This is a genomic window from Pseudomonas sp. NPDC089569 (assembly GCF_050280625.1).
Classification (GTDB): domain Bacteria; phylum Pseudomonadota; class Gammaproteobacteria; order Pseudomonadales; family Pseudomonadaceae; genus Aquipseudomonas.
Genome location: NZ_JBNNVQ010000039.1, coordinates 14,599 through 38,957, shown reverse-complemented (window position 1 = coordinate 38,957; position 24,359 = coordinate 14,599). Strand labels below are relative to the sequence as shown.

At 61.7% G+C, this 24,359-nt stretch carries 27 protein-coding genes; 5 read left to right on the top strand and 22 right to left on the bottom strand.

All coding sequences use genetic code 11. From position 1 onward, the window contains the following. Positions 1 to 76 precede the first annotated feature (76 nt). Positions 77 to 979, top strand: coding sequence for a LysR substrate-binding domain-containing protein (locus ACQKP2_RS16965; RefSeq protein WP_427578020.1), 903 nt, complete (start codon positions 77 to 79; stop codon positions 977 to 979). Positions 980 to 1,480: 501 nt separating this feature from the next. Beyond that, positions 1,481 to 1,735 carry a DUF6124 family protein gene (locus ACQKP2_RS16960; protein WP_427578019.1) on the top strand — a complete coding sequence of 85 codons (255 nt, stop codon included), beginning with the start codon at positions 1,481 to 1,483 and terminating at the stop codon, positions 1,733 to 1,735. 225 nt (positions 1,736 to 1,960) lie between these two features. Here the strand turns inward: ACQKP2_RS16960 and ACQKP2_RS16955 are convergent, their stop codons facing one another. The 20 genes from ACQKP2_RS16955 to ACQKP2_RS16860 all read right to left on the bottom strand — a co-directional run bounded on the left by ACQKP2_RS16955 (position 1,961) and on the right by ACQKP2_RS16860 (position 20,308). Then, positions 1,961 to 3,187 (bottom strand): beta-ketoacyl-ACP synthase, encoded by a 1,227-nt coding sequence (locus ACQKP2_RS16955; RefSeq protein WP_427578018.1) that lies wholly within the window; start codon positions 3,185 to 3,187, stop codon positions 1,961 to 1,963. Continuing rightward, positions 3,187 to 3,915, bottom strand: a complete 729-nt coding sequence (gene fabG / locus ACQKP2_RS16950; protein WP_427578017.1) for a 3-oxoacyl-ACP reductase FabG — start codon at positions 3,913 to 3,915, stop codon at positions 3,187 to 3,189. The genes ACQKP2_RS16955 and fabG overlap by 1 nt, the downstream gene beginning before the upstream one ends. After that, positions 3,912 to 4,385, bottom strand: a complete 474-nt coding sequence (locus ACQKP2_RS16945; protein ID WP_427578015.1) for a hotdog family protein — start codon at positions 4,383 to 4,385, stop codon at positions 3,912 to 3,914. Before ACQKP2_RS16945 ends, fabG begins: the two co-directional genes overlap by 4 nt. Further along, entirely contained in the window at positions 4,382 to 5,578 is a 1,197-nt protein-coding gene (locus ACQKP2_RS16940) for a beta-ketoacyl-[acyl-carrier-protein] synthase family protein (protein ID WP_427578014.1), read from the bottom strand. Before ACQKP2_RS16940 ends, ACQKP2_RS16945 begins: the two co-directional genes overlap by 4 nt. Next, complete coding sequence (locus ACQKP2_RS16935) at positions 5,575 to 6,192, bottom strand: hypothetical protein (protein ID WP_427578013.1); 618 nt, start codon at positions 6,190 to 6,192, stop codon at positions 5,575 to 5,577. The genes ACQKP2_RS16940 and ACQKP2_RS16935 overlap by 4 nt, the downstream gene beginning before the upstream one ends. Further along, entirely contained in the window at positions 6,192 to 6,917 is a 726-nt protein-coding gene (locus tag ACQKP2_RS16930) for a class I SAM-dependent methyltransferase (protein ID WP_427578012.1), read from the bottom strand. The genes ACQKP2_RS16935 and ACQKP2_RS16930 overlap by 1 nt, the downstream gene beginning before the upstream one ends. Then, positions 6,914 to 8,161, bottom strand: coding sequence for an NAD(P)/FAD-dependent oxidoreductase (locus ACQKP2_RS16925; protein WP_427578010.1), 1,248 nt, complete (start codon positions 8,159 to 8,161; stop codon positions 6,914 to 6,916). Before ACQKP2_RS16925 ends, ACQKP2_RS16930 begins: the two co-directional genes overlap by 4 nt. Beyond that, entirely contained in the window at positions 8,148 to 9,308 is a 1,161-nt protein-coding gene (locus ACQKP2_RS16920) for a sodium:proton antiporter (RefSeq protein ID WP_427578009.1), read from the bottom strand. Before ACQKP2_RS16920 ends, ACQKP2_RS16925 begins: the two co-directional genes overlap by 14 nt. After that, positions 9,305 to 11,638 (bottom strand): MMPL family transporter, encoded by a 2,334-nt coding sequence (locus tag ACQKP2_RS16915; protein WP_427578007.1) that lies wholly within the window; start codon positions 11,636 to 11,638, stop codon positions 9,305 to 9,307. The genes ACQKP2_RS16920 and ACQKP2_RS16915 overlap by 4 nt, the downstream gene beginning before the upstream one ends. Then, complete coding sequence (locus ACQKP2_RS16910) at positions 11,628 to 12,317, bottom strand: outer membrane lipoprotein carrier protein LolA (protein WP_427578006.1); 690 nt, start codon at positions 12,315 to 12,317, stop codon at positions 11,628 to 11,630. Before ACQKP2_RS16910 ends, ACQKP2_RS16915 begins: the two co-directional genes overlap by 11 nt. After that, positions 12,314 to 12,739, bottom strand: coding sequence for an acyl-CoA thioesterase (locus ACQKP2_RS16905; RefSeq protein WP_427578005.1), 426 nt, complete (start codon positions 12,737 to 12,739; stop codon positions 12,314 to 12,316). Before ACQKP2_RS16905 ends, ACQKP2_RS16910 begins: the two co-directional genes overlap by 4 nt. Continuing rightward, the gene (locus ACQKP2_RS16900; RefSeq protein ID WP_427578003.1) at positions 12,732 to 14,276 is read right to left on the bottom strand and encodes an HAL/PAL/TAL family ammonia-lyase; all 1,545 of its coding nucleotides are present in this window, start codon (positions 14,274 to 14,276) and stop codon (positions 12,732 to 12,734) included. The genes ACQKP2_RS16905 and ACQKP2_RS16900 overlap by 8 nt, the downstream gene beginning before the upstream one ends. Then, positions 14,257 to 15,198, bottom strand: coding sequence for a glycosyl transferase (locus ACQKP2_RS16895; RefSeq protein WP_427578002.1), 942 nt, complete (start codon positions 15,196 to 15,198; stop codon positions 14,257 to 14,259). Before ACQKP2_RS16895 ends, ACQKP2_RS16900 begins: the two co-directional genes overlap by 20 nt. Further along, positions 15,195 to 15,929: a glycosyltransferase family 2 protein gene (locus tag ACQKP2_RS16890; RefSeq protein ID WP_427578000.1), complete on the bottom strand. Its 735-nt coding sequence runs from the start codon at positions 15,927 to 15,929 to the stop codon at positions 15,195 to 15,197. Before ACQKP2_RS16890 ends, ACQKP2_RS16895 begins: the two co-directional genes overlap by 4 nt. 131 nt (positions 15,930 to 16,060) lie before the next feature. Beyond that, on the bottom strand, positions 16,061 to 17,740 hold the full coding sequence (locus tag ACQKP2_RS16885; protein WP_427577998.1) for an AMP-binding protein: 1,680 nt from the start codon (positions 17,738 to 17,740) through the stop codon (positions 16,061 to 16,063). Then, positions 17,737 to 18,282, bottom strand: coding sequence for a hypothetical protein (locus ACQKP2_RS16880; protein WP_427577997.1), 546 nt, complete (start codon positions 18,280 to 18,282; stop codon positions 17,737 to 17,739). Before ACQKP2_RS16880 ends, ACQKP2_RS16885 begins: the two co-directional genes overlap by 4 nt. Continuing rightward, positions 18,279 to 18,533: an acyl carrier protein gene (locus ACQKP2_RS16875; RefSeq protein ID WP_007992314.1), complete on the bottom strand. Its 255-nt coding sequence runs from the start codon at positions 18,531 to 18,533 to the stop codon at positions 18,279 to 18,281. Before ACQKP2_RS16875 ends, ACQKP2_RS16880 begins: the two co-directional genes overlap by 4 nt. Before the next feature lie 8 nt (positions 18,534 to 18,541). Beyond that, on the bottom strand, positions 18,542 to 18,817 hold the full coding sequence (locus tag ACQKP2_RS16870) for a phosphopantetheine-binding protein (protein ID WP_427577996.1): 276 nt from the start codon (positions 18,815 to 18,817) through the stop codon (positions 18,542 to 18,544). Further along, positions 18,795 to 19,607: a lysophospholipid acyltransferase family protein gene (locus ACQKP2_RS16865; RefSeq protein WP_427577994.1), complete on the bottom strand. Its 813-nt coding sequence runs from the start codon at positions 19,605 to 19,607 to the stop codon at positions 18,795 to 18,797. Before ACQKP2_RS16865 ends, ACQKP2_RS16870 begins: the two co-directional genes overlap by 23 nt. Next, on the bottom strand, positions 19,583 to 20,308 hold the full coding sequence (locus ACQKP2_RS16860; RefSeq protein WP_427577993.1) for a beta-ketoacyl synthase chain length factor: 726 nt from the start codon (positions 20,306 to 20,308) through the stop codon (positions 19,583 to 19,585). The genes ACQKP2_RS16865 and ACQKP2_RS16860 overlap by 25 nt, the downstream gene beginning before the upstream one ends. Positions 20,309 to 20,652: 344 nt before the next feature. Here ACQKP2_RS16860 and ACQKP2_RS16855 point away from each other — a divergent pair, with 344 nt between their 5' ends. Beyond that, positions 20,653 to 21,423 carry a ParA family protein gene (locus ACQKP2_RS16855; protein WP_427577991.1) on the top strand — a complete coding sequence of 257 codons (771 nt, stop codon included), beginning with the start codon at positions 20,653 to 20,655 and terminating at the stop codon, positions 21,421 to 21,423. A gap of 131 nt (positions 21,424 to 21,554) precedes the next feature. Here the strand turns inward: ACQKP2_RS16855 and trxC are convergent, their stop codons facing one another. Further along, positions 21,555 to 21,989 (bottom strand): thioredoxin TrxC, encoded by a 435-nt coding sequence (gene trxC, locus ACQKP2_RS16850; protein ID WP_427577989.1) that lies wholly within the window; start codon positions 21,987 to 21,989, stop codon positions 21,555 to 21,557. 194 nt (positions 21,990 to 22,183) lie between these two features. Here trxC and ACQKP2_RS16845 point away from each other — a divergent pair, with 194 nt between their 5' ends. Then, a complete protein-coding gene (locus ACQKP2_RS16845) occupies positions 22,184 to 22,480 on the top strand; it encodes a type II toxin-antitoxin system HigB family toxin (protein ID WP_427577988.1) in 297 nt (98 codons plus the stop codon). Beyond that, the gene (locus ACQKP2_RS16840; RefSeq protein WP_427577986.1) at positions 22,477 to 22,878 is read left to right on the top strand and encodes a helix-turn-helix domain-containing protein; all 402 of its coding nucleotides are present in this window, start codon (positions 22,477 to 22,479) and stop codon (positions 22,876 to 22,878) included. The genes ACQKP2_RS16845 and ACQKP2_RS16840 overlap by 4 nt, the downstream gene beginning before the upstream one ends. A gap of 6 nt (positions 22,879 to 22,884) precedes the next feature. Here ACQKP2_RS16840 and selO read toward each other — a convergent pair whose 3' ends face one another. Then, positions 22,885 to 24,348, bottom strand: coding sequence for a protein adenylyltransferase SelO (selO, locus tag ACQKP2_RS16835; RefSeq protein WP_427577985.1), 1,464 nt, complete (start codon positions 24,346 to 24,348; stop codon positions 22,885 to 22,887). Between the last annotated feature and the right edge of the window lie 11 nt (positions 24,349 to 24,359).

Genomic DNA, 24,359 nt, shown 5'->3' with positions numbered 1-24,359 from the left:
CATATAGCTGGCTAACGATTCAATCCAATATATTGTTCGACCTGTTTGATAGCTTTTACGACCTAATGAGGTGTTCATGGAACTGCGTCATCTGCGCTACTTCATCGCGGTGGCCGAAGAACTGCATTTCGGCCGCGCCGCACAGGCGTTGGGCATTTCTCAGCCGCCCTTGAGCCAGCAGATTCAGGCACTGGAACAGGAGCTTGGCGCACGGTTGTTCGAGCGTACCAATCGTCGGGTCGAGCTGAGCGAGGCCGGTCGTCTGTTCCTCGAAGAGGCACGCCTGGTGCTGGCACAGGTCGACAAGGCGGCAGATGTGGCCCGGCGCGCAGAGCTGGGCGAACTGGGTGAACTGAAAATCGGCTTCACCTCCTCGGCGCCCTTCAACTCGACCATTCCCCAGGCGATTTATGCGTTTCGCCAGCGTTTTCCGGCCGTGCACTTGAACCTGCGGGAAATGAGCAGCACCCAGGTGGCCGATGCCCTGGTGGATGAATCGATCGAAGTCGGCATCATGCGGCCGCTCGGGCTGCCCGATTCACTGAGCGTGGTCGAATTGATGCACGAGCCGCTGGTCGCCGTGCTCAGCTCCAAGGACCCGTTGGTCAAGGGCAGTGAAGAGGGACTGTTCCTGTCGGCGCTGGCCCTGGAGCCGTTCGTGTTTTTCCCGCGCAGCTATGGCAGCGGCCTGTACGCCCAATTGCTCAGCCTGGCGCGCGACGCCGGCTTCAGCCCGCACTTCGCCCAGGAGGCCGGCGAGGCCATGACCATCATCGGCCTGGTGGCGGCGGGGCTCGGCGTCTCGGTGCTGCCGGCGTCCTATCGACGGATGCGCATCGAAGGTGTGGTCTATCGGCCCTTGCTCGATCCGGCAGCGGTGTCGGCGGTGTGGTTGGTGCAGCGCAAGGACCAGAAATCGGCGATGGCGCGGGCGTTTGTCGAGTTGTTGACCAGCAAGGTTGAACCCCTCAAGTCCTGACGGCTGCGCCGTCAATCGCGAGCAGGCTCGCTCCCACAAGGTCTGGCGGTGTTGACCCAATATCCGCCACACCACCGATCCACTGTGGGAGCGAGCCTGCTCGCGATGGCGGCCCCAAGAACACCTCAAAAGCCTCGGCCTACCGGACATTTCACTCTTGCCTGTAAGGCAATTCTGAAATCCCCGAAGCAGGCTACAGCGCCTTGCGGCACTGCCTACAACTACTCCAGAATCCGCCGGCTTGTGCGCTTGGTGGACCATCGCTAACGTGATTCGGGTCACTGATAGTCAGTGATCGGGTTTAGTAGCCCGTCGTTATACGTAGTGCATTTGCGCTCCCGATAGGCAGGTATGTTCATACCTGCCCTTGACGGTAGCTGTGCGCAGGGCGCCCTCGGGCGCGCCGGTTCGTGTAACCCGGTCTACTAACCTGCGCACGGCTGCCACCCTTCGGATTAGTCGCGATCAGGTGTTGGCTCCCATCATTCAAGGACCCAAACCATGACCCATACCGCAGACACCGACCCGGAAAAACCCCGCCAACCCAGCACAATCTTCCTCATCGCCCCCGACATCGACAACCATACCCTGCTCGAATATGCCTGCGTCTCGCTGGCCTCGGCCAATGTCATGGCCAGCGATTTCGCCAGGAGCCTGAACGGGCCACAGAGCAACACCCTGCTGGGCATTCAGCAATCGATCATGCTGGGGGAACTGGCGGTGAATCGGGTGCTGGACAACCTCGATCCACCATAGTCCCGATCCCTGTAGGAGCGAGCATGCTCGCGATGGTGTTCCGGACAACGCGGGCATTCAGGCAGCCAGCGTTTGATCGTTCCCACGCTCCGCGTGGGAATGCAGCCCGGGACGCTCTGCGTCCCTTCACAAGCGCGACGCAGAGCGTCACAGGAGGCATTCCCACGCAGAGCGTGGGAACGATCAGGAGGTCGCGGTGCGCAGGGCCCTTTGTCGTTTCTGGTGTTACGACCAGCGCTTGAAAATCAACGAAGTATTCACCCCGCCAAACGCAAAATTGTTGTTCATCACGAACTGATTGCTCATCTGCCGGAACTCGCCGCGCAGGTAGTCGAGCTTGCCGCAGTGCGGGTCGACGTTGTCGAGGTTGAGAGTGTGCACGTAGAGGTCGCGGTTGAGCATTTCGATGCTGAACCAGGACTCCAGCGCGCCGCAGGCACCGAGGGTGTGGCCCAGGAAACTTTTCTGCGAGCTGATCGGCATGTGCTCGCCGAACAGGCTGCTGGTGGCCAGGGTTTCGGCGATGTCGCCCTGTTCGGTGGCGGTGCCATGGCCGTTCACGTAGCCAATGTCTGAAGGCTTGAGATTCGCATCCTCAAGGGCCAGTTCCATGGCCCGGCGCATGGTGGCCTGCTCCGGCCGTGTGGTGTGCTGGCCGTCGGCGTTGCTGCCGAAACCGACGATTTCCGCATGGATGTGCGCGCCACGTGCCAGTGCGTGTTCCAGCTCTTCAAGCACCAGCATGCCGGCGCCTTCACCGATCACCAGGCCGTCGCGGGCGCTGTCGTAAGGGCGTGGAGACAACTGCGGGGTGTCGTTTTTCAGGCTGGTGGCGTAGAGCGCGTCAAAGACCATGGCTTCGGTGGGGCACAGCTCTTCGGCGCCGCCGGCGAGCATCAGGGGCAGTCGTCCGAACTTGATGGCTTCGTACGCGTAGCCCACACCCTGGCTGCCGCTGGTGCAGGCACTGGATGTCGGGATCAGGCGGCCGGTGAGACCGAAGAAGATGCTGATATTCGCCGCTGTGGTGTGCGGCATCATGCGCACATAGGAGTTGGCATTCAGGCCTTCGGCCACCGAGTTGAGCAGCATGTTGCCGAACGCCTTGATCTCGTCGGTGCTGCCGGTGGATGAGCCGCAGGCGACGCCCATGCGCCCGTCCCTGATCGATTCGTCGCCCAGCAGCCCGGCATTGGCCAGCGCCTGTTCCGAAGCGCCGACAGCCAGACGCGAGACGCGGCCCATGCTGCGCAGTTGTTTGCGCGTCCAGTGCCCTGGCACCTTGAAATCATCGATGGGGCCGGCCAGGCGAGTGTTGAGCTCGGTAAAACGGTCCCACTCGTGCATACGGCGGATGCCGCTGCGGTTGGCCGCAAAGTGTCCGGCGATGGTTTCCCAGTCATTACCCAGGGAGGTGATACCGGCCATGCCGGTGACGACAACGCGTTTCATCAACACAGGCCTCCATTGACGGCCAGAACCTGCCGGGTGATGTACGAAGCTTCCGCCGACATCAGGAAATTCACCGCGCCGGCCACCTCTTGCGGGGTGCCCATGCGCTGTGCGGGAATCATTTTCATCAGTTCTTCCACCGGCACGTTTTCATCGAGCATCGCCGTGTCGATCAGGCCAGGCGCGACACAGTTGACGGTGATCTTGCGCTTGGCCAGTTCGATGGCCAATGCCTTTGCCGCGCCGATCAGCCCGGCCTTCGAGGCACTGTAGTTGACCTGGCCTCGGTTGCCGATCAGCCCGGACACCGAGGTGATGCAGACAATCCGTCCCGCCGCGCGCCGACGAATCATCGGCATCATCACCGGGTGCAGCACGTTGTAGAAACCGTCAAGGTTGGTGCGCATCACCACATCCCAATCATCCTCGCTCAACGCCGGAAAAGCACCGTCGCGTGTCAGGCCGGCATTGAGCACCACGCCGTAATAGGCGCCGTGGGTTTCCACGTCGGCCTCAAGAATGGCCTTGCAACCGGCGCGGTCGGACACATCGAACTGCAGGATGCGCGCATTGCGCCCCATGGCCTCGATTTCGCCTTGTACTGCCGTGGCTTCGGTCAGGCCGCTACGGCAATGCAGCACGATGTCATGCCCGGCCTGGGCCAGGCGCAAGGCGATGGCGCGGCCGATGCCGCGGCTGGAACCGGTGACCAGTACGGATTCAGTCATGACGGGGTTCCTGCTGAAGAGTCTTGAGGTTCATGAAGGTATTGAGCCGCTTGAGGCGGGCGATACACATTCAGACGGGCGGTCGCGTGGATGCCCGGCCCGTCGATATGACATTCGAATACGCCCATGCCGTTGTCGTCTTCCAGCGAGCGGATGCCATGGATGGTCAGTTCGGTGCCGGCCGGAAAATCCTCGACGTTGCATTCGAACTTGCGACTGCCGAGCAAAAAACCCAGTTCCACCGCATCGCCGCGCTGGCGCGCCTGGCAGCCGGCGAAGGCCGCGACGCTCTGGGCCATCAGTTCAATGCCGACCCACGCCGGCAGGCTGCCGTCAGGGCGGTTGAACAGTCCGTCGGGCTTGACCGTCAGGCGTGTGCGAATCTGCTCCTCGTCGAAGGCCAGTATCTGATCGATGAGAATCATGTCGCCAGCGTGGGGCAGCAGTTCGGCGAGCGGCCAGTCAATCATGGGGCGTCTCCGATAATCAGGCTGATGTTGTTGCCACCGAAGGCGAAGGAATTGCTCATCAGGTAGCGCGGACCTGTGGACGCCAGGCAATCGGTCGGGGTCACCCAATTCAGGACGGGTAGTTCGGGGTCCGGTTGACCGTCCCAGATGTGCGGCGGCAAGGATCGGTCGTGGTTGCCTGCGCTCAGGCTCAACCAGCAGAACGCCGCCTCCAGCGCGCCCGCCGCGCCCAGGGTGTGTCCGGTCATGGGTTTGGTCGAGGAGCAGGGCACGCCCGCGGGGAACAACGCCGCCACGGCCTCGCTTTCCATGGCGTCGTTGTGCCGGGTGGCGGTGCCGTGCAGGTTCAGGTAGCTGATCTGTTGCGCTTGCAGCCCGGCACGCTCCAGCGCCGTGCTCATGGCTTGCCGGGCACCACGACCGGTGGGCTCCGGTGCGGAAATGTGGTGTGCATCGGAGCTGGCGCCGCTGCCGAGCAGGGCAATCGATTGATGCTCGCCGGCCTGCCTGCTCATCAGGAACAACGCGGCGGCTTCACCGATGTTGATGCCATTGCGGTTCAGAGAGAACGGATTGCAGCGATCATCGGAAACTGCCTCCAGTGACGAAAAACCATTGAGGGTCAGCTTGCACAGGCTATCGACGCCACCGCACAGCACCGCATCGCACACCCCGAGATCCAGCAGGCGCCGGGCGCTGGCCAAGGCACGGGCGCTGGAAGTGCAGGCGGTGGAAATCACGTAGGTCGGGCCGCCGAGTTGCAGCCAGTCGGCGAGGAAGTTCGCCGGCGCGCTGAGCTCTTGTTGCTGATAGTCGTATTCGGCCGGGAATTGCTGCTCACGCAGGTAGTGGGCCAGGCCCCGGCTGGCTTCGTCGATGCCCGAGGTGCTGGTGCCCAGCACGACGCCGATACGCTCGCGGCCATAGGTCTGGATCGCCTGATCGATGTCCTGGCGAATTTGCAGGGCGGCTTCAAGCAGCAACTGGTTGTTGCGCGTGCCATGCCTGGCCAGTTCGGCAGGGATCTGCGCCAGTTCACCCGCCACAGCTCCCACAGGCAACGAGCGTTCCGGCACCCAGCCGGCTTCGCTGCGCATGCCGCTGCAATCGCCGGCAAACAGATTGCGCGCGACTTCGTCCTTGCCCCGGCCCAGTGCGCAGATCACCCCGAGGGCATTCAGGTAGGCGCTCATGGTGCCTCCTCATTCAATTGCGTGACCTGATACTTCGGGCCTTTGGGCAGATTCAATTCAAAGTTCATCGGTTGTGAGTAACGGACGTCCCACCGCTTGGGCAGGGAGCGTTGAGTGCCATGCTGCCAGGCGGCGGGGTAGTTGCCGGCCAACTGGTCCTGGGGTGTCAGCGCAAACAGCAGCGCGGCGAACAGCTCCCGGGCTTCCGGATTGGGCGGCAGCAAGCCATCGGCTTGCCACTGGCCGTTCGCCAGTTTCTGACGGGCCTGGGGAATGCCCAGCAAATCCATCATCGACCAGCGAATGGCCGGGCCTTCCTGCTGGATCACCAGCACCCAGTCCTGACGCTGTTCGGCTTGCAGCCGCTGGATGTGCAATTGCAGCGGCAAGGGCAGCGTCGGTGTTTGCGCGGGCAGCGGGGGGCGGCTGGTGCAGGCACTGAGTAAAAGCATGCAGGTGAGCAACAAAATCCTGAAGGTATTCACAGTCCCTGTGGGAGCGAACCTGCTCGCGATGGCGGCCATGAATTCAAAAAACAGGGTGACTGACACGCCGCTATCGCGAGCAGGCTCGCTCCCACAGGTGGGGGGTTGCTGACGACCGGCAATCAACATCACACAGCACCTTCCAGCGGCTTGCGCGCAACCACGTTCACCAGCGTCTCTTCTCTTTGGCCAAAGGGTTTTGGCTTGCGCAGGCCCAAGTGTTCCAAAAGACCGAAATCCGTGGCCCGGCTCCACCACAAATACGGATAAGACACGTTTTGCTCGTGGAATTCGAAGCCCTGGCGGCGAATCATTTCCAGGTACTGCGCGGCACTTTTCTGCACGTGCATCGGATGCCGGAACAACCAGCGAATCACCCAGGTATCAATGTAAGCCTCGGTGGATTCGGCGAACAGCAGATAACCGCCCGGCTTGAGCACGCGGTAAAACTCGGCCAGTGCCCGCTCCTGTTCCACCAGGTGATGGAAGGTCTGGTGGCAAAACAGCAGGTCGACGCTGGCGTCCGGGAGCGAAAGGTTGGCGCAGTCGCTGCCGATCAGCTCCACGGGTGTCTCCAGATTGACCGCTTCTTCACGGCACTGGTTCAGGCTGTCCGGGTCGGCATCCACGCCAATCAGACGTTCGGGCATGAACGCACGGCAGAGCAGCGCGAATGATTTGCCCTGGCCGCAACCGGCATCCAGCAGCACCGGGCGCTCGGGGGGCGCCTCGCTGAACAGGCCGCGCAGGTCATCGACCGCCAGGCGCAACACATAGTGCTGCCAGATGCGGCTGCGCAGGAACCAAAGTCCGAAACGGGTTTCTTCGACGTAGTTGTCGCTCAAAAAGCTCATCTCGCATCCTTTGCACAGAATTCTGAAATCACCTTCAACCGACGCCTGGCCTCACTGACGAACGGGTTGCGTTCGTCCCAGGCATAGCCGGCCAGGATCGAACTGATCATGCGACGAATCTCCACCGAGCTGCCCTCGTGGAAAATCACATCCTGGAACGTGCCGTCGTACCAGCCTTCGACATAGCAACGGAAAGTATCGACCCCGCGCTTGAGCGGTTCGGCGAACTCGCGTTGCCAGTCGACCGTTTCCCCTTGCAGCTGACGGTGCAGGACTCCCGCCGCCATGCTCGCCGAGCGCATGGCGATGGTGACGCCGGAGGAAAACACCGGGTCGAGGAACTCCGCTGCGTTGCCCAGCAGGGCAAAGCCCGGTCCGTGCAGGGCCTTGACGTTGGCCGAGTATCCGCCAATGGCGCGCGCCGGGGTATCCCATACCGCGTTGCTCAAGACCTCGGACAGGCTCGGCGTCTGGGCGATGAAGCTGCGTAAGCATTCGTCCAGATTGTCGCTGCTGCCCTTGAAATGTGGCTCTGCGGCGACCACGCCGACCGAGCAGCGCCCGTTGCTGAACGGGATGGTCCAGAACCAGATGTCGCGTTGGGTCGGGTGTGTGGTGACAAGGATTTTCGAGCGGTCGAATGTCGGGCTGTCGATGCGGTCGTCGATGTGGGTGAACACGGCCTGACGCACCGGGAAGTTCGAGGGGGCTTCGAGGTCGAGCAGGCGCGGCAATACGCGCCCGTAACCGCTGGCATCGAGCATGAAATCAGCCTCGATACGGTATTCGCTGCCGTCCTCGCGACGTACGCCCAGCTGCGGTCCGGAAAGGTCGATATCGACGCTGACAATGGTTTCTCCGTAGCGGATTTCAACCCCTTGCAGCGCCGCCTGGTCGGCCAGCAACTTGTCGAAATCGGCGCGTTGCACCTGGAACGTCGTCGACTTGCCATGGCTGAAGGTGTCACCGAAATCGAACGTGCTGCGCCGCTCGCCCCAGGCGAATGCGGCACCGGTTTTCACCTGGAAACCGGCGGCGTTGACGGCGTCGAGCATGCCGGCTTCTTCGACGAAGTCCAGGCAATGGGACAGCAGGCTTTCGCCGATGGAAAACCGTGGGAAATGCTGGCGCTCGATCACCAGTACATCGTGACCCTTGCGTTTGAGCAGCGCGGCGGCAATGGCGCCGGAAGGGCCGGCACCGATGACCACGATCTGACGACGTTGCGTGTCAACGGTTGGCATGGGGGCTCCTTGCCGTAATGACAGCCTGCCGGGGGATCCGGTGCATGCCGGCCAATGCCGGCATCAGTGTTGCGACCAGCCCCATCAGCATCAGCGCAAAATACAGTGCCGGGCTGATGAGTTGTTGTTGCAACAGCAGGTTGAGAAAGACGATCTCGCTCAGGCCGCGAATGTTGAGCAACACGCTTTCGCGCCAGCGGCTGGCGCCCTGGAACGAAGCACCGGCCCAGGCCAGGCCGAGCCAGTTGCCCAGCAATTTGCTGGCGATGGGCAACAGCAGCAGCGCCAGCAGCTGCGTCCAGCCGAGACTGTCCATGGCGCTGTGTACGTTGATCTGCACAATGCCGAACGTCAGGATCAGTGGAATGGCGATGTAAGTCTGCAAGCGACTCATCCAGAGCGCCGACAACGGCAGCACCAGCGGTGCCTTCAAGGCGGCCATGATCAAGACATAGCCGATGCCGAAAATCAGAGCATTGAGTTTGTAGTGTTCGGCCACCATCAGCAGCGCGAAAAAGCCCAGGCTGTACAGCCAGAGCTGGCGCAGGCCCAGCAGCCGCAGCAGCACGGGCAGACAGGCACCGACCAACGGCAGCAACAGGCTGCTCAGGTGCAGGGTGCCCTGGGCGATGGCGAACAGGGTCCAGCAAGTGAGGTCGATGAGAATCGCGGTCTGCACCAGCCGTCGGGTGGCGGCGGGTGGATAAGCGATGTGCCGCAGATACAGGTACAGCACCGGAATCGCGGTAATGGCGAACAGCAGGCCGATCGCCAGGGAGCTGAGCCAGGGCTGCGGCGGTAAAAGCCAGACTGCCGTGGCGAGGCCGCAGGCAAAGGGAATGCAGAAGCTCGGCAGGGCGATTTTCAGACTCTGGCGGTCCAGTTGCAGATCGATCACGTCGCTGAGGATGTAACCCAGCAACAGTGCAAAACCGAAGCTGTAGAGGTTTTTCAGCCAGCCCGGTGACACCAGTGCGGCACCACTGAGTTGCCAGTGCGGCTCGATCCAGAAATACATCAGCAGCGGCAAACCCAGGGTCGCCAGCAGCAATTGGCTGACGATCGGGATCAGGCCGAAGTGGCGACCTACACGGGTCGCCACGGCGAATAGCGCCAGGGCCATTATCCAGAACAGCGCAATCATCATGCGGTCGGCTCCACGATTGCGGCCGGGCTTGCGTGCCGGCCGGCCCAAGGGGCGAGGATGAAACTGAACATCAGGCCCAGGCTGACCGAAGCCCCGAAGTTGCTCACCGCCGGCGTGCTCGACACGGCCAGCAAACCGAACGACAGCCAGGTGGTTGCCGCCGCCAGCAAGGTGCCCAGCAGGCTCACGGCGGCGCCGCCCACCTGCTCACGCATCAGGATCGCGTAATCGACGCTGATCGCGGTCACCAGCAACAGGCCGAACAGACTGAACAGGGTCAAGGGTTGCCCCAGCCAGCCCAGGCTGGCCAGGCTGCACAGGGCGGCCAGCAGCGGCAGGGCAATGATGCGCAACGCACCGCCCAGACCGAACGGCAAGACGAGCACCAGCACGATCAGCACGCAGGAGGCGAGTTTAAGCTCTGCAGCGCTAATTTGAGTGGCGGCGAACACGCTGTTCAATTCGCCCAGCCGGTCGACCAATTGCACACCCGGCAGATCTTCGGCCTGGACTCGCAGCAAGGCCGGGTTGTTGAGGCCTTGAAGGCTGACCATCGCCGCCACGCCGTCAGCGGTCGGCCCCAGCCACAACGCGCGGTAAGGCTCACCCAACGGACCGGCGAGCACGGCATCGATGTCTTCGACCGGCAAGGCCTGCAACTGCGTCAGTTCGGCTTGCAGCGCCTGTTGCGTCACGCCGACATCGAGCAGCGGCTGCCAGAGTGGCGGCAGTTTGTTCAACGCCTCGCGCAACTGGCGCTGTTGACTCGGCGGGCTGACCAGTTGATTGAGCGACAGGTAGCCCTGAAGTTTTCCCAGATTGACCAGTTGATCCAGACGCTCGCTCAGCGCGCCCTGGCGTTCAAGCAGTTGCTGTTGATCGACCGCCCGTATCAGGAAGAACTGGCTGGTGGGCTGATAGCCGGTGATCCGGGCAATGGCTTGCGCTTCGTCAGTCAATTGCCTGGGCGTGCCGACCCATTGGCGGATGTCGTTTCTCGTTTCGAGCTGCAACAGGCCGCCTGCACAGAAGGCAATCAACAGCGCCAGCAACACGGGTGTACGGACATGCCTGAGCAGAGCCTCGCGAAGCGCCAGCAAACCGGTGGACACCCGCAGCGGCCATTGCGCGGGATTCAGCGTCAGGCCCTTGAGCAGTGCCGGCAGCAGACATACGGCGGACAAATAGGCGCCGAGCAGGCCGGCGGCGGAGAACACCGCGATCTGGGTCAGCGCCGGGAACGGCGTCCAGGCCAGGGCCAGGTAACCGATGGCGCTGGTGATCAGGCTCAGGGTCAACCCCGGCAACGTCAGGCGCAGGGCCGGCCAGCTGTGCCAGGGTTTCAGGCTCCAGCTCTTGGACAGGTAATGCAATGGGTAGTCGACGGCCACACCGATCAGGCTCGACCCCAGTACCAGCGTGATCACGTGCATGTGGCCGAACAGTGCCACGCAAGCCACTGCACCGAACAGCATGCCCACCAGTACCGGGACGAAGGCCAGCAACACGCGCCAGCGACGGAAGGCCAGTAACAGCAGCAACAGAATGCCGAGCGTGGCACCGCCGCCGACCCAGGTCATTTCCCGGGTGGCCTGCTTCTGGCCATTGGCGGCGTACAGCAGGCCGCTGGCCGCCAGCAATTGCACGTCTGCAGCCGCCGCTTGTTCACGGCTGTGCTGTAGCAGGTTTGCCACTTGCAGCGGCAGGTTCATGTCAAAGGCATTGCCGGTGGTCCGCGCACGCAACAATACCCAGCTCTTGCCGTCGGCATCGGCAACCAGCGCGCCGCTGCCGATATCCAGTTGCACAGAGCCGTGTTGCGGCTGGCTGTTCTGGATGCGCCCGGTCAGGCCCAGCCAGTCGTCCTGGCTGGGAACCAGGCTGAAACCGGTGAAGGGGTCGAACAGCGCCTGGACGCGCTGCTGAATAAAGGCGTCCGGATGCTCGATCAGTTGCTGGCGATCCTCGGCAGACAACATGGCCAGTCGGCCTTGCAGCAGCTGCGTGCGAAGGGCCGGCAAGTCGGCTTGCAGGTTCCACTGGACCTTTTCAAACAGACCGCTGGTTTGCCATTGATCGCCGAGTTTTTGCGCCATTTGAATGGCCTGCTCACGATCCTTGTGGCCGACCAGCACCAGCATTTCGCGGTTAAGCGGTTCTTGCATGCGTTGTTCGGCGCGCAGTTCCAGCGCATCCGGCGCGGTGCCGGGCACCAGTTCCATCAGGTTGGCCGACAGCGGTGCGCCGTCACGCCATTGCCAACCGGCGAGCGCGAGCACCGCCAGCAGCAGGATCAGGAACAACCGTGGCAGCAGGCGTTCACTGGGCAAAGTCGTGCTGCTCCGAGTCGCTCAGCGGTTGGGCGCTGGTGCTGTCCTGCATGCGCAACAGGGTGCTGTCACCCTGGGTTTCCAGCAGTTCGATGCTGTTGACCAATTCGCCACCGGCAATATTGATCTGATTGAACACCTGCTTGAGCAGCATTGAACGCGGTACCAGGGTCAGCTTCCAGTTCTGTTCGTCGCCGCTCAACGACAGTTCGAAATCCCGTTGCAGTCCGCTGCTGTCGCCTTGCAACACGGCAAGGAACAAGCGGTTCTGCTCGGCGCCGGCGCTCTTGCCCGGCAGCATCTGCCAGCCTCCGGCATCGCGCCGGGCAATGCCCTGGCCGGTGATGCGGTAGTCCTGCTGTAGCGGTGTCTTGAGCAGCCACAGCAAGCCATGGTTTTTCGCCAGGACGAACGTGCCCTTGCTGGTCAGTGGCTGCGGCAGGGCGCGCAGGTGCTTTTCCTGGACGAAGTTGCCGTGGATCACTTCGGGTTTGGCCAACTGATCGCTGAGCTGTTGCAGATCGAACGCCTGCGCCAGCCCCGAAAAACCCAATAAAACGCAGAACCCTGTAGGAGCGAGCAAGCTCGCGAAAAACCTGAAGGCGCCGCGGAGTGTCAGTTGCCCAGCGTTATCGTTAACGACCATCGCGAGCGTGCTCGCTCCTACAGGAAACATCATGGCAGGGCTCTCTCCACGGCTTCGACAAACACCTTGGGCGATGCCAGTTGCATCTCGCGGTTGCTCATGTCGACGGCGACCTGCACGGAGCAGGCGCGGGTCAGGCGTTCGCCGGTTTCCAGGTCGCTGATCAGGTAGCTGATTTTCAGACGGTTCTCCCACTCCACCAGATTGGCGCGTACGTTCAGCCGCTGCCCGAACACCGCACCGCGAACGTAGCGCAGTTGCAGGTCAATGACCGGCCACGCATAGCCCGACTCGGACATGGCGTTGTAGTTGTGGCCGATCTTGTCCAGCAACGCGCAACGGGCGATTTCCAGGTACTTGATGTAATGGCCGTGCCAGACAACGTTCATGCTGTCGACGTCAAAAAACGGCACGAGGATTTCCGTATCAGTGTGCAGCACTCCCTTGCTACGCATGCAGCCTCCAGTGTTGTTCGGCGATTCGTTGCAGGCAAAGGCGCAATTCGCCTTCCAGCGCGCGGTCTTCGATGACGGGTGCGAAGTCTATGGCCAGTTCGGTGTGCATGGCGGCCAGGGCCGGCGGCAACGGGCGCGCGTCCGCAGCCTGCCCGCGTAGCCACACGCCCTGATTGGCGGCCAGCAGCGTAGCGGCGGCGACCTGTTCGGTCAGCTCCAGCACGCGAATCGCATCCCGGGCTGCGATGGTGCCCATGCTCACTTTGTCCTGGTTGTGGCATTCGGTGGAACGCGAAAACACGCTGGCCGGCATCGTGTTTTTCAGCGCTTCGGCAGTCCAGGCGCTGGCACCGATCTGCACGGCCTTGAAGCCGTGGTTGAGCATGGCGCGTTCGGCGCTGGCACCGGACAGGTTGCTCGGCAAACCGTGGTTGTAGCGCTCGTCTACCAGCAGCGCGAGCTGGCGATCCAGCAGGTCGGCGACGTTGGCCACCAGGTTTTTCAGGCTGTCCATGGCGAAGGCGATATGGCCGCCATAGAAATGCCCGCCATGCAGCACGCGCTCCGCTTCGGCATCGATGATCGGGTTGTCGTTGGCGCTGTTGAGCTCGGTCTCGATGAATGAACGCAGCCAGTTCAGGCTGTCGGCCAACACGCCGAGCACATGGGGCGCGCAGCGCAGCGAGTAGCGGTCTTGCAGGCGGTGCAAGGGCGCGGTCGGCGCGTCGATGGCCAGGTCCTTGCGCAACCAGGCGGCGACCTGCATCTGCCCCGGATGCGGTTTGGCGGCGAACAGGCGTTCGTCGAAGTGCTCCGGGTTGCCTTGCAGGGCGACCACGTTCAGCGCCGTGATACGGGTGGCCAGTTGCAGCAGGTAATCGGCGCGGGCGTAGGCCAGGCAGGCCAGACCGGTCATCACCGCCGTGCCGTTCATCAGTGCCAGCGCTTCTTTCGGGCGCAGCACCAGCGGTTGCCAGCCGAGTTCGCGGTGCACATCGGCAGCCTGGCGGCGTTCGCCACGAAACATCACTTCGCGCTCGCCGGACAGGGTCGCTGCAACGTAGGACAGCGGTGTCAGGTCGCCGCTGGCACCGACCGAGCCTTCTTCCGGGATCAGCGGCAGGATGTCGTGTTCGAGAAACGCTTGCAGGCGCTCCAGCAGTTCCACGCGCACACCGGAAACGCCATGGCACAGCGACTGCAGGCGGGCTGCCAGCACCGCACGGGTGGCCTTTGCGTCGAGCAGTTTGCCCAGTCCGCATCCGTGGAACGTATAGAGATGCTGTGGCAGCGCCTCGACATGATGCAGCGGCACCGCCACCACGCAGGAGTCGCCGTAGCCGGTGGTCACGCCATAGATCACGCCTTCCTTGTCCAGCAGGGAATCAAGGAATCGCGCGCCCTTGGCAATGCGCTCGCGGTAGTCAGGATCGCCCTGCAAGCGTGTCGGCGCCTGACGGTTGGCCGCAGCCAGCACGTCTTCGATGCGCAAAGGGAGTTCGCCGAAAGTTACCGGCTCAAGCGTTGGCGTCGTCATCGGTCTTCCAGAAAGGGTAAAAGTTGAACCATTGTTTGGGCGCTTCGAGGCAATAGTGACCCAAGCGTTCGGCGTAGCGGGACGCCCACTGATGAATGACCTGCTCACGGTCGTTGCGCTTCCAGGTGATGGCGTCGGCGAACGGTTCGATGGTCAGTCGATAGTCGCCGTCGGGCTTTTTCAGGCACAGCAGCAGATTGATCGGGCATTTGAGCAGGCCGGCCAGCAGCCACGGTCCTTGCGGAAAGTTTGCCGCGTGACCGAGGAAGTCCACCGTGACACTGCGCCCGCCATGCAGCGGCACGCGGTCGCCGGCAATCGCCAGCCATTCGCCGCGCTCCAGGCGCTCGTGCAGTTGCAGCATGATCACCGGGTCCAGTTCGCTGACCTGAATCAGGCGCAGGTTGGTCGCCCCGGCCTCACCCAGCAAACGGTTGAACTGCTCGGCGTGCTTGGTGTGCACCAGCACGTTCATCGTCACCTTTTCGCCGATTTCCGCCAGCGCACGGCAGACCTCCAGGTTGCCCAGGTGAGCGCCCACCAGCATCTGCCCGCGCACACCGCGCAATTGGTCGCGCAGCAATGCCGGATCGTTGATTTCAATCTGCTCGATGCCGAGTTTGCCGTTCCATACGTCGAGCTTGTCGAGCATGGAGTCGGCGAAGGCCATGAACTGACTGAAAACCCGCCATTGGCTCGGGCGCAGTTCGCTGCGCCCGCTCCAGTCGGCGAGCCGTTGCTGGTATTGCCAGGCGCTGTGCCGGGCGCTGCGGCCGAACAGGAAAAAGTACAGCACGATGCCATACAGCAGTGGGCTCAGCAGCCGACGGCCCAGCACTTTGGCACCGAACGCCGTCAGCTTCATCAGCCAGAAACTGCCGCGCTCCTCGCGGTCGGCCCAGTGTTGCTTGTCGCTGCTCATCTGCGCCACCGACGCCAGAGAATCAGGGGCGAGCGCACCAACATGCCGAAGAACAACCGGGTGTGCATGCTCGAAATCAGTACGTTGTCGTGGAACAGGCGGAAGTGTGAAACGCCATCCAGCGGGTAATGGACTTTGGTGTGCAGCCACTGCATCGGCAGATTGCGCCAGGCCAGACGCACCAGAATGTCCGAATCGAAATCCATGCGCTTGCCGATTCTCGCCGAATCGATCAACGCCAGGACCGGTGGCAGCGGGTAGACACGAAAGCCGCACATGGAATCGCGGATCTGCAAGGACAGAGTATTGATCCAGACCATGACGTGGGTGAGGTAGCGGGCATACAGGCGACCTTTGGGTACGCTGGCATCGTATTGCGGATAACCGCATATCACCGCCCGCGGGTGCGCGCGCGAGCAATCGATAAAACGCCGGACGTCGTGCAGGTCGTGCTGGCCGTCGGCGTCTACCTGCAAGGCATGGCTGAACCCCAGGCGCGAAGCTTCGCGAAGACCGGTCATCACCGCGCCGCCCTTGCCCTGATTGGTCGCAAGGCGGATCAGGTGAACCATTTCGCGTTGGGCCAACTGATCCAGCACATCGGCACAGGGCTTGTCGCTGGCGTCGTCGACCAGGATGCAGGGCAGGTTGCTGGCGATCAGCGCATCGACCACGGTGGTGATCGCGGTTTCATGGTTGTACACCGGGACGATGGCGCAGGGGCTATGCATGTTGGTGTACACCTGAGGGACCGAGGTGTCTGTATCGCGAGCAGGCTCGCTCCCACAGGCGTTCACTGTTCAACAGTAATCCAGTGTGGGAGCGAGCCTGCTCGCGATCGAGTACGCAGCACTCGCCAAAACTAAACATGCGCCGCCTCCAGCAAGATCCGCCCACTGGAACAGGTGGCGGTTTCGTTGCGATAGGCGAAATACAACTTGCCGCGCGTCGAATCGAAGCGCAGGTGCAGCTGGACTTCGTCCCCAGGTCGCACCAGTTGCTGGAACTTCAGCACTTCCATGCCGGCGAATTTTTCCGGCAGGCCCATCAATTGCTGGCCCAGGTTCATTGCCCATTCCACCTGTACCACGCCGGGCAGTACCGGCGCCTGGGGGAAGTGGCCACTGAAATAGGCCAGGTCCGGCGGTACGGCCAGTTGCAGGCTCCATTCGCCATTTGATTCGGTTTGCTCAAGCACCTGCGGAGCCTTGGGGCGTGGTGCCAGCAACAGGGCCTCGACGTCGGCCTGGGGCAGTTTGCCCTGGGCGTTCAGCGGCATTTGTTGCAGCAAGCGCCAGCGCCGCGGCAAGGCCAAGGCTTCGCAATGCTGACTCAGATGTTTGCGCAAGCCTTGCGTGAGGCTGCGTCGACCCTGATTGCGCAAGGTGTGCAAGCCCGCCTCGCTCAGTACCAGCAGCGCGCCCAGAGACGCTCGATTTTCCTGGACAACGCCAAGTCGCGCTTCGGCGACCCAGTCATGGGCCATCAATGCCTGCTCCAGCATCGGTAGCGAGATGCGCTTTTCTTCCAGTTTTACAATCCGGTCCAGTCGCCCAAGCAGTTCGAATCGGCCATCGGCGGCGATTCGTGCCGCATCGGCGGTGTGCTCGACATGACCTGCCGGCAAGTAGGTGGAGGCGATCAGCAGTGCACCGTCGTTGTCCTGGCTCAGCGCGATACCGGCGAAGGGCTGCCAGAGCGCATGCCCCTGGCGCCAGGCAATGCCGCCGGTTTCCGAACTGCCGAAAATTTCCGTCGGCCATTGCTGCAAGCGTCGGTGCAGGCTTTGCGCGGCTTCGGCCGGCAACGCACCACCGGACGAAAACACCCGGCGTACTGCGCTCAACGCCGGCCAGTCGAGGTTGTCGCCCATGCGTTTGAGCAGCGCCGGGCTGGCGACCCAGGCGAACACCTTGTGTTCGCGGCTGGCGCGTTGCAGGTCCTCGGGAAAGGCCAGTTGTTTGCGCACGAACGGTCGCCCGGCGCACAGCGGCCACAACACCCGGAACAGCAGGCCATAAATGTGCTGGGTGGCAACGCTGCCGATCATGCAGGCCGGCCCCAGGTCGTTCCCCCACAACTGCTCCAGCGCCTGGACTTCATTGGCCAGTTGGCGCAGGTTTTTTTCGATACGCTTGGGTTCCCCGCTGGAGCCGGAGGTGCACAGGCTCAGGGAGCAGCTATCCAGATCCAGTGCGGCAGGGGCCAGCGGCGGCTGGCGCAGATCGCTCAAGTGAGAGTCTTCGGGCTGATCGGTCAGCCACAGGTCGACATCGCTCGACCAGCGCTCGCGTGTTCCGGTTTGCAGATCCGCCGGCAACAACACAGTGATTCCGGCGCGCCAGGCGCCGAGCAGGGCAATGGCCAGCTCGGCGGCGTCCTCAAGGTGTACGGCGATACGCTGCACGCCTTGAGCTTGCAGGCCGGCAGCCAGGCTCAAGGCCTGTTCACACAGTTGCGCGTGGTTCAACGCCGGTGCGGCCGTAACGGCGCGATCCGGTTCAGCCTTGAGCAACAGATGCTCAAGTTTTATCCAATTCATGGGCGGCCTCGTACCCGTTGTCGTATCAGCCATTCAATGGCAAACATCAGACCTATCAATCCGTAGGAAATCAGGCCGGTGTACAGCATCCACCAGCTCAACGGCGCCCAGAGTGTCAGGGCGCCGGCGCACAAACCGTTGCAGAGAAAAAACACGCTCCAGGCGATAGTCACCTGGCGGGTGTAGCGCACGACCCTGTCCGACAGCTGGGGTTCGCTCAGACGGGCCAGGCGTTCGACCATCGGCGGGCCGAATTTCAGGCTGCCACCGAACAGCACCAGCATGAAACCGCTGATCAGGACCGGGTACCAGCGCAACAGTGCCGGGCTGTCGAACAGCGCCAACAGCAGACAGAACACCAGGGCCGCCAGGGCCATCCACACGCGGCCAGGCTTTCGCCCGCCGGTCAGTGCCCGGGCCAGCCACAGGCTGCCCAGCAGCAACCCGAACTGCCACGGCGAGAAATGTTCCATGCCGAAATACACCGCGAAGGGGTACAGCAGGCCTGCCACCAGCAGGCCGAGGCCAATCAATCGGCTCATGCAGCCGGTTGAACCAGACGGTAGACCGCCTCGACCACGTCACTGACGGTGCGCACCGACTTGAATTCCTCGGCGGCGATTTTCTTGCCGGTCTGACGTTTGATGTGATCGATCAGGTCCACTGCATCGATGCTGTCGATTTCCAGGTCCTGATACAGATTGGATTCGAGGCTCACTCGCTCGGGGTCCAGCTCGAACAGCTCGACCAGGGCATCGCGCAGGGTATTGAAAATGTCGTCACGAGTTTGCATGGTCGGTCTCAAGCTGCCTGTTTTGCAGTGACGAACGCCGCAAGGCTCGCCACGTTGCTGAAGTGATTACGTGTGTCCTTGGCGTCGGCGTCGATCTTGATGCCGTACTTTTTCTGGAGGGCCAGGCCGAGCTCCAGGGCATCCACCGAGTCAAGGCCCAGGCCTTCGCCGAACAGCGTCTGTTGGTCGCCGATGTCGTCGGCGCTGATGTCTTCGAGGCCCAGGGCTTCGATAATCAGCTCTTTGATGTCCCGGGTCAGGCTATCGGTGTTCAGATCGCTCATCTTCAGCGAGCTCCTTAATGAAGTAGGAATGCAAATAATCGTTGAGCTTGCGCGAGGCCTGGGGAGGCGGGCCCAGTGCAGCGAAGGCCTGCGGGTCTATATCGGCGCCGACCCGGAAACTGAAGTGTACGCGGCGTCTGGGGATCCGATACCAGGGCTCGGCCTTGGTCAATGTAGTCGGGTTGACCTTGATGACGACCGGGGTGAGGATTTTGGCACCCCGTACGGCGATTGCCGCGCCCCCCCGATGAAAGGCTGGCGCCTGGCCCGGTTGGGTGCGGGTGCCTTCGGGAAAGATAATCAGGGTCTGGCCGCTTTTCAGAGCCTCTGCGGCGGCATCGAGCATGTCCATGCTGCCGTCATTGCTGATGTACTCGGTACGACGCAGGGGCGCGCGGGTGAACGGGTTTTCCCAGAGGCTCTGCTTGACCACGCAGTTGGCGTGACGCACCAGGCCGATCAGAAACACCACATCGATCAGCGAGGGGTGATTGGCAATGATCATCTGCCCTGGCCGGCCAAGCCGTTCCGCGCCCTGGATGTCATAGGTCAGCACGCCGGCGCGAGCCATGAAACGGACAAAAAACCAGAAGCAGCGGCTGACGGTTTGCCGGGCGCGCATCCGGTGGGTCTGGGCATCGCCCGGCAGGCAGCTCAGCAAAGGGAAGACCACCAGGCGCAGGCACAGGCCGCCCAGCCCGAACAGGGCAAAGCTTGCGGCGGTCGCCAGCAGGCGCCAGTAGTAGGCGTCGCGGTTTTTTTCCATCACAGGTTGCGTTGCCAGGTCCATACACGATTTTTCCAGGCATGTTGGCAGGTGGTTTGCTGGCCCAATAACGTGCGCACCAGATTCAGCGCATGCGGCCAACGGGCGTTGGACAACGCATCCGCAGGGCTGTTCAGGGACAACTGCCAGTCATTGCCGGGCGTGATCAGCAGGCCGACGGCGTACGCAAACGGCACGTCGTCGATCCATGTGGCGTATGCCTTCGGCGGTTGTTCTTCGGTCACCACCAGCAATACGGCGGGGGCGCCTTCATTGAGCAGCGCCGCGGCCTCAAGCATGCCGTTTTCAAGGCCGTCGCCGGCGGCGGCGAGGGCGGTCATTTCGCTGGTTTCACCGCGCATGATCGACCACAGGCCAATGATCGCGTTGTGCACCGACAGGCTGAACTGCGTCGGCGACAGCGGCTGGTCGGCAGCCAGATCACTGAGAATGTCGATCGTGCGCGGGGTTTCGCCGTGTCGCGAAACAAAGACCAGCGGCAACGCCTGGCGACCTTCGGCCAAGGGCCAGCCAACACTGAATGCCATCCGCGCCAGACGGCTGAGGCGCCGACGCTGCATGGCCGGCAGGAACGACACGTCGGGAGCGGCATCGCTGGCCGGCAGCACGACCGGTTGTCGACTCCAGGCCTGCCAGTCGTCCACGCTCTCGAGCCCCGGGGCCCATGCGCGCCACTGGGCGATGTTGAAATTGATCACAGACATTCATCCCGCCCCTGCGGGCTTCGTTGATGCGTGAGTGGCGGCACACCACGATTCGCTTTGCTTGGCGTTGGGCGCCGAGTGGTGCGCATTATCCCGGTGCCGGGAAGCTGTAGCAAATACTGGTTACATTTTGAGCAGCCAGATGTGCCGCTGAAACTGCAATTAGTGAATATTTGGCAATCATTCACATTGTCCTCAGAGCGTCGGCAGTGGCTCGTGGGCGAGTTCGCACTTTTTCAACGGCAGATTGCGGCTGACTGTTCAGTCGTTATGCCGGTGAGGTAGCTAAGCCATGCCGTGGGCTACTACACTCGGTCATTCTTTGATACACGGAGGTTTTTGACATGCGGCGCGTGGTGTTCAATCAGAAAGGTGGCGTGGGCAAATCCAGCATTGCCTGCAATCTGGCAGCAGTCAGCGCCAGTGAGGGCTATCGCACCCTGTTGGTGGATCTCGATGCCCAGGCCAACTCCACTCAGTACCTGACGGGACTCACGGGGAACGATATCCCGATGGGCATTGCCGATTTTTTCAAGCAAACCTTGTCATCCGGGCCTTTCGCCCGGAAAAACCAGGTCGATATCTACGAGACGCCGTTCGACAACCTTCATGTCATCACCGCCACGGCCGAACTGGCGGACCTGCAGCCCAAGCTTGAGGCCAAGCACAAGATCAACAAGCTGCGTAAATTGCTCGAAGAACTCGACGAAGATTACGACCGCATTTACCTCGATACGCCGCCGGCGTTGAATTTTTATGCGGTTTCGGCGCTGATTGCCGCTGATCGCGTGCTGATTCCATTTGATTGCGACAGTTTTTCGCGTCAGGCGCTGTACGGCGTACTGGCGGAAATCGACGAATTGAAGGATGACCACAACGAAGGACTGGAGGTCGAAGGAATCGTGGTCAACCAGTTCCAGGCGCGCGCCAGCCTGCCCCAGCAGATTCTCGACGAATTGATCGCCGAGGGCCTGCCGGTGCTTCCGGTCTACCTCGCAAGCTCCGTGCGCATGCGCGAATCCCACCAGGCCAACACGCCGCTGATCCACCTCGATCCGCGGCACAAGCTGACGCAACAATTCATAGAGCTGCACAGCCTGCTGGAAGACGCCTGATTATTGCGTTCTGCACCAATCCCCTGTGGGAGCGAGCCTGCTCGCGATGAGGTCGAATCAGTCAACATGGCTGTTGATTGATCTATCGCTATCGCGAGCAGGCTTGCTCCCACATAGGGATTTGGTTGCTTTCAAATTCCCTGGCTGCGCAGCCAGCTCATCAACTGCGGTAGCGGGAACGCCCCGCTCTGGCGTGCGACTTCCCGGCCGTTCTTGAACAGGATCAGGCTCGGAATCGAGCGAATGCCCAGCTGCGCCGATAACTGCTGATTGGCCTCGCTGTCCAGTTTGGCCAGTCGGCACTTGCCTGCCAATTGCCCCGCCGCCTGCTCGAATACCGGCGCAAACGACTTGCACGGCCCGCACCAGTCCGCCCATACGTCCACCAGCAGCGGCAGATCGCCCTTGATCTGGCTGGCGTAGTCGCCCTGTTTCAAATCGAAGGGTTTGTTCAGCAGGACTTCGGACTTGCAGCGACCGCATTTGGGATGGTCATTCAGACGCTCCGCGGGGATGCGGTTGAGGCCGTTGCAGTGAGGGCAGGGGATGAGGAGTGGGTCGGTCATGAGAGTGATCCTGTTAAGAAGCTGATGGCTTCTATCTGGAGACGTTTGCACATGTTTTCAATCGTGCAGCGTGCGGCGATGAATCTAGGCTGACTCCTACCGGCAGACCGCTGGTCTGCCGAGCACTATCGCAGTTTGCGATATTTTTGATCTGTGATTAACTCCCCCATAGCAGAATGCGATAAGGATGTTGCATGCATGTCATCACTGGAAAACGAATACGTGAAGCTAAAGCCAAATGGCCAAGAGCCGCCACCGCTTTGGACCATTGGTACCAATTGGCGAAGGAGAGCAAGCCATCGGATTTTACAGCGATCAAGGCCCTGTTCCCTGCCGTTGACAAGGTTGGGGATTTTCATGTGTTCGATGTGGGTGGCAATAAGTTGCGGTTGATTGCTTTTGTCCGGTATCGATTGCAAAAGCTGTATATCAAACATGTGTTGGATCACCGCGAATATGAACGCGGGAAATGGAAGGAGGAACGAGTATGAGTGTTTTGATCGAAAGGGCTGTCGAGCACTGGGAGTTCGTCTCGCCATTGCTGCGCAAGCCGAAAAATGAAGATGACTACGACATGTTGGCGCGAGCGTTGGACGAGTTGCTGGAGATTACGGGTGATGACGAGTCTCATCCACTGATGAGTCTGGTGGACATCATTGGTGACTGGATTGAGGAGTGGGATAACACACATCACCCCATGCCCAAGCCTAGTGGTGAGGAAATGCTCGGTTACATGATGCGCGAGCATGGCCTGACCCAGAGCGACTTGCCCGGTGTCGGTGCTCAGTCAGTCGTTTCGGAAATTCTGAGCGGCAAGCGCCGGCTCAACCTGCGGCAGATCCGCTGGTTGGCCGAACGTTTCAATGTGCCGGTCGATGTGTTCATCTGAACGGCTTCAGGATGAACAACTGATCTCCAGATGCTTGCCCCACTCCGGCGGCCGTTCGGCATAGCTTTCCATCCCCGGCTGTTCCTCGAACGGGTTGCTCAGCACCGCGTGCAGCCGGCGGACTTCCGAGTAGTCGCCCTGTTCGGCTGCATCGATGGCTTTTTGCGCCAGGTAATTGCGCAACACGTACAGCGGGTTGACCGCATGCATGCGCAGGCGGCGTTGTTCCTGATCGGCCTCTGCTTCGCGGGCCACCCGAGCGATATAAAGTTCGCCCCAGGCATCGAATCCCTTGAGATCGACGAAGTCATCGCGCAGGCAATTGATAGCCACCTGGGGTGATTCCTCGCCCAGTCGGCGGAAGAACAGGCTGTAGTCGACGCCGCTGTTCTGCATCAATTGCAGCAGGTTTTCGAGCAGTTTCTGATCGTCGTCTTCGGCGCTGGTGAAACCAAGGCGGCGACGCATCAAGTCCAGGTAGTGGGCCTGGAACAACGGCAGGTACAGGCTGAGGGTTTCACGCAGGGCCTCGACGCTGATCAAGGGGGTCAGGGACTGGGCCAGTGCGCTGAGGTTCCATTGGCCGATGGGTACCTGGTTGCTGAAAGAGTATCGGCCCTGATCGTCGGAGTGGTTGCAGATGAAGTTGGCGTCGAAATCATCGAGGAAGGCGAACGGGCCGAAGTCGAACGTAATGCCCAGGATCGACATGTTGTCGGTGTTCATGACCCCGTGGCAGAAACCGTAGGCCTGCCATTTGGCAATCAGTTCAGCGTTGCGCTCGACGATCTCGCGGAACATCGCCAGATAGGGTTCCGGTTGTTCCAGGCACTCCGGGAAATGCATGGCGAGGACATGATCGCCCAGCTCCTTCTGCCTTTCCGGACGTTTGGTGTAATAGAAATACTCGAAATGCCCGAAGCGCACATGGCTCGGCGCCAGCCGCAGGAGCATGGCCGCACGCTCCTGTTTCTCTCGCCACACCGGCGTGTCGGAGCCGATCACGCACAGCGCTCGCGTGGTTGGAATGTTCAGGGCATGCAGGGCTTCGGAGGCGAGGAATTCGCGGATCGAAGAGCGCAGTACCGCCCGTCCGTCGCCCATGCGCGAAAAGGGCGTCTGGCCGGCGCCCTTGAGGTGCAGGTCCCAATGTTCACCGGCCTCGTTGACCACCTCGCCAAGCAGCAGGCCGCGACCGTCGCCCAGTTGCGGGTTATAGAAGCCGAATTGGTGACCGGAGTAGACCATCGCCCGAGGAACGGCATCTGACCAGAGCTTGTGGCCGCTGAACAGCTCGGCGAACTCAGGGGTTTCGGCTTCGGCGGGGTCGAGATCGAGCAGCGCCATGGCGGCAGGGCTGGCTACTACCAGACGCGGGTTGTCGATCGGTTCGGGCAGCACGTGGGCGGAAAACGTATCGCCCAGGCGGTCGAAACGATTGTCGAAGATCAGTTCGTCGAGGGCTTTCAAAGGCCGTCTCC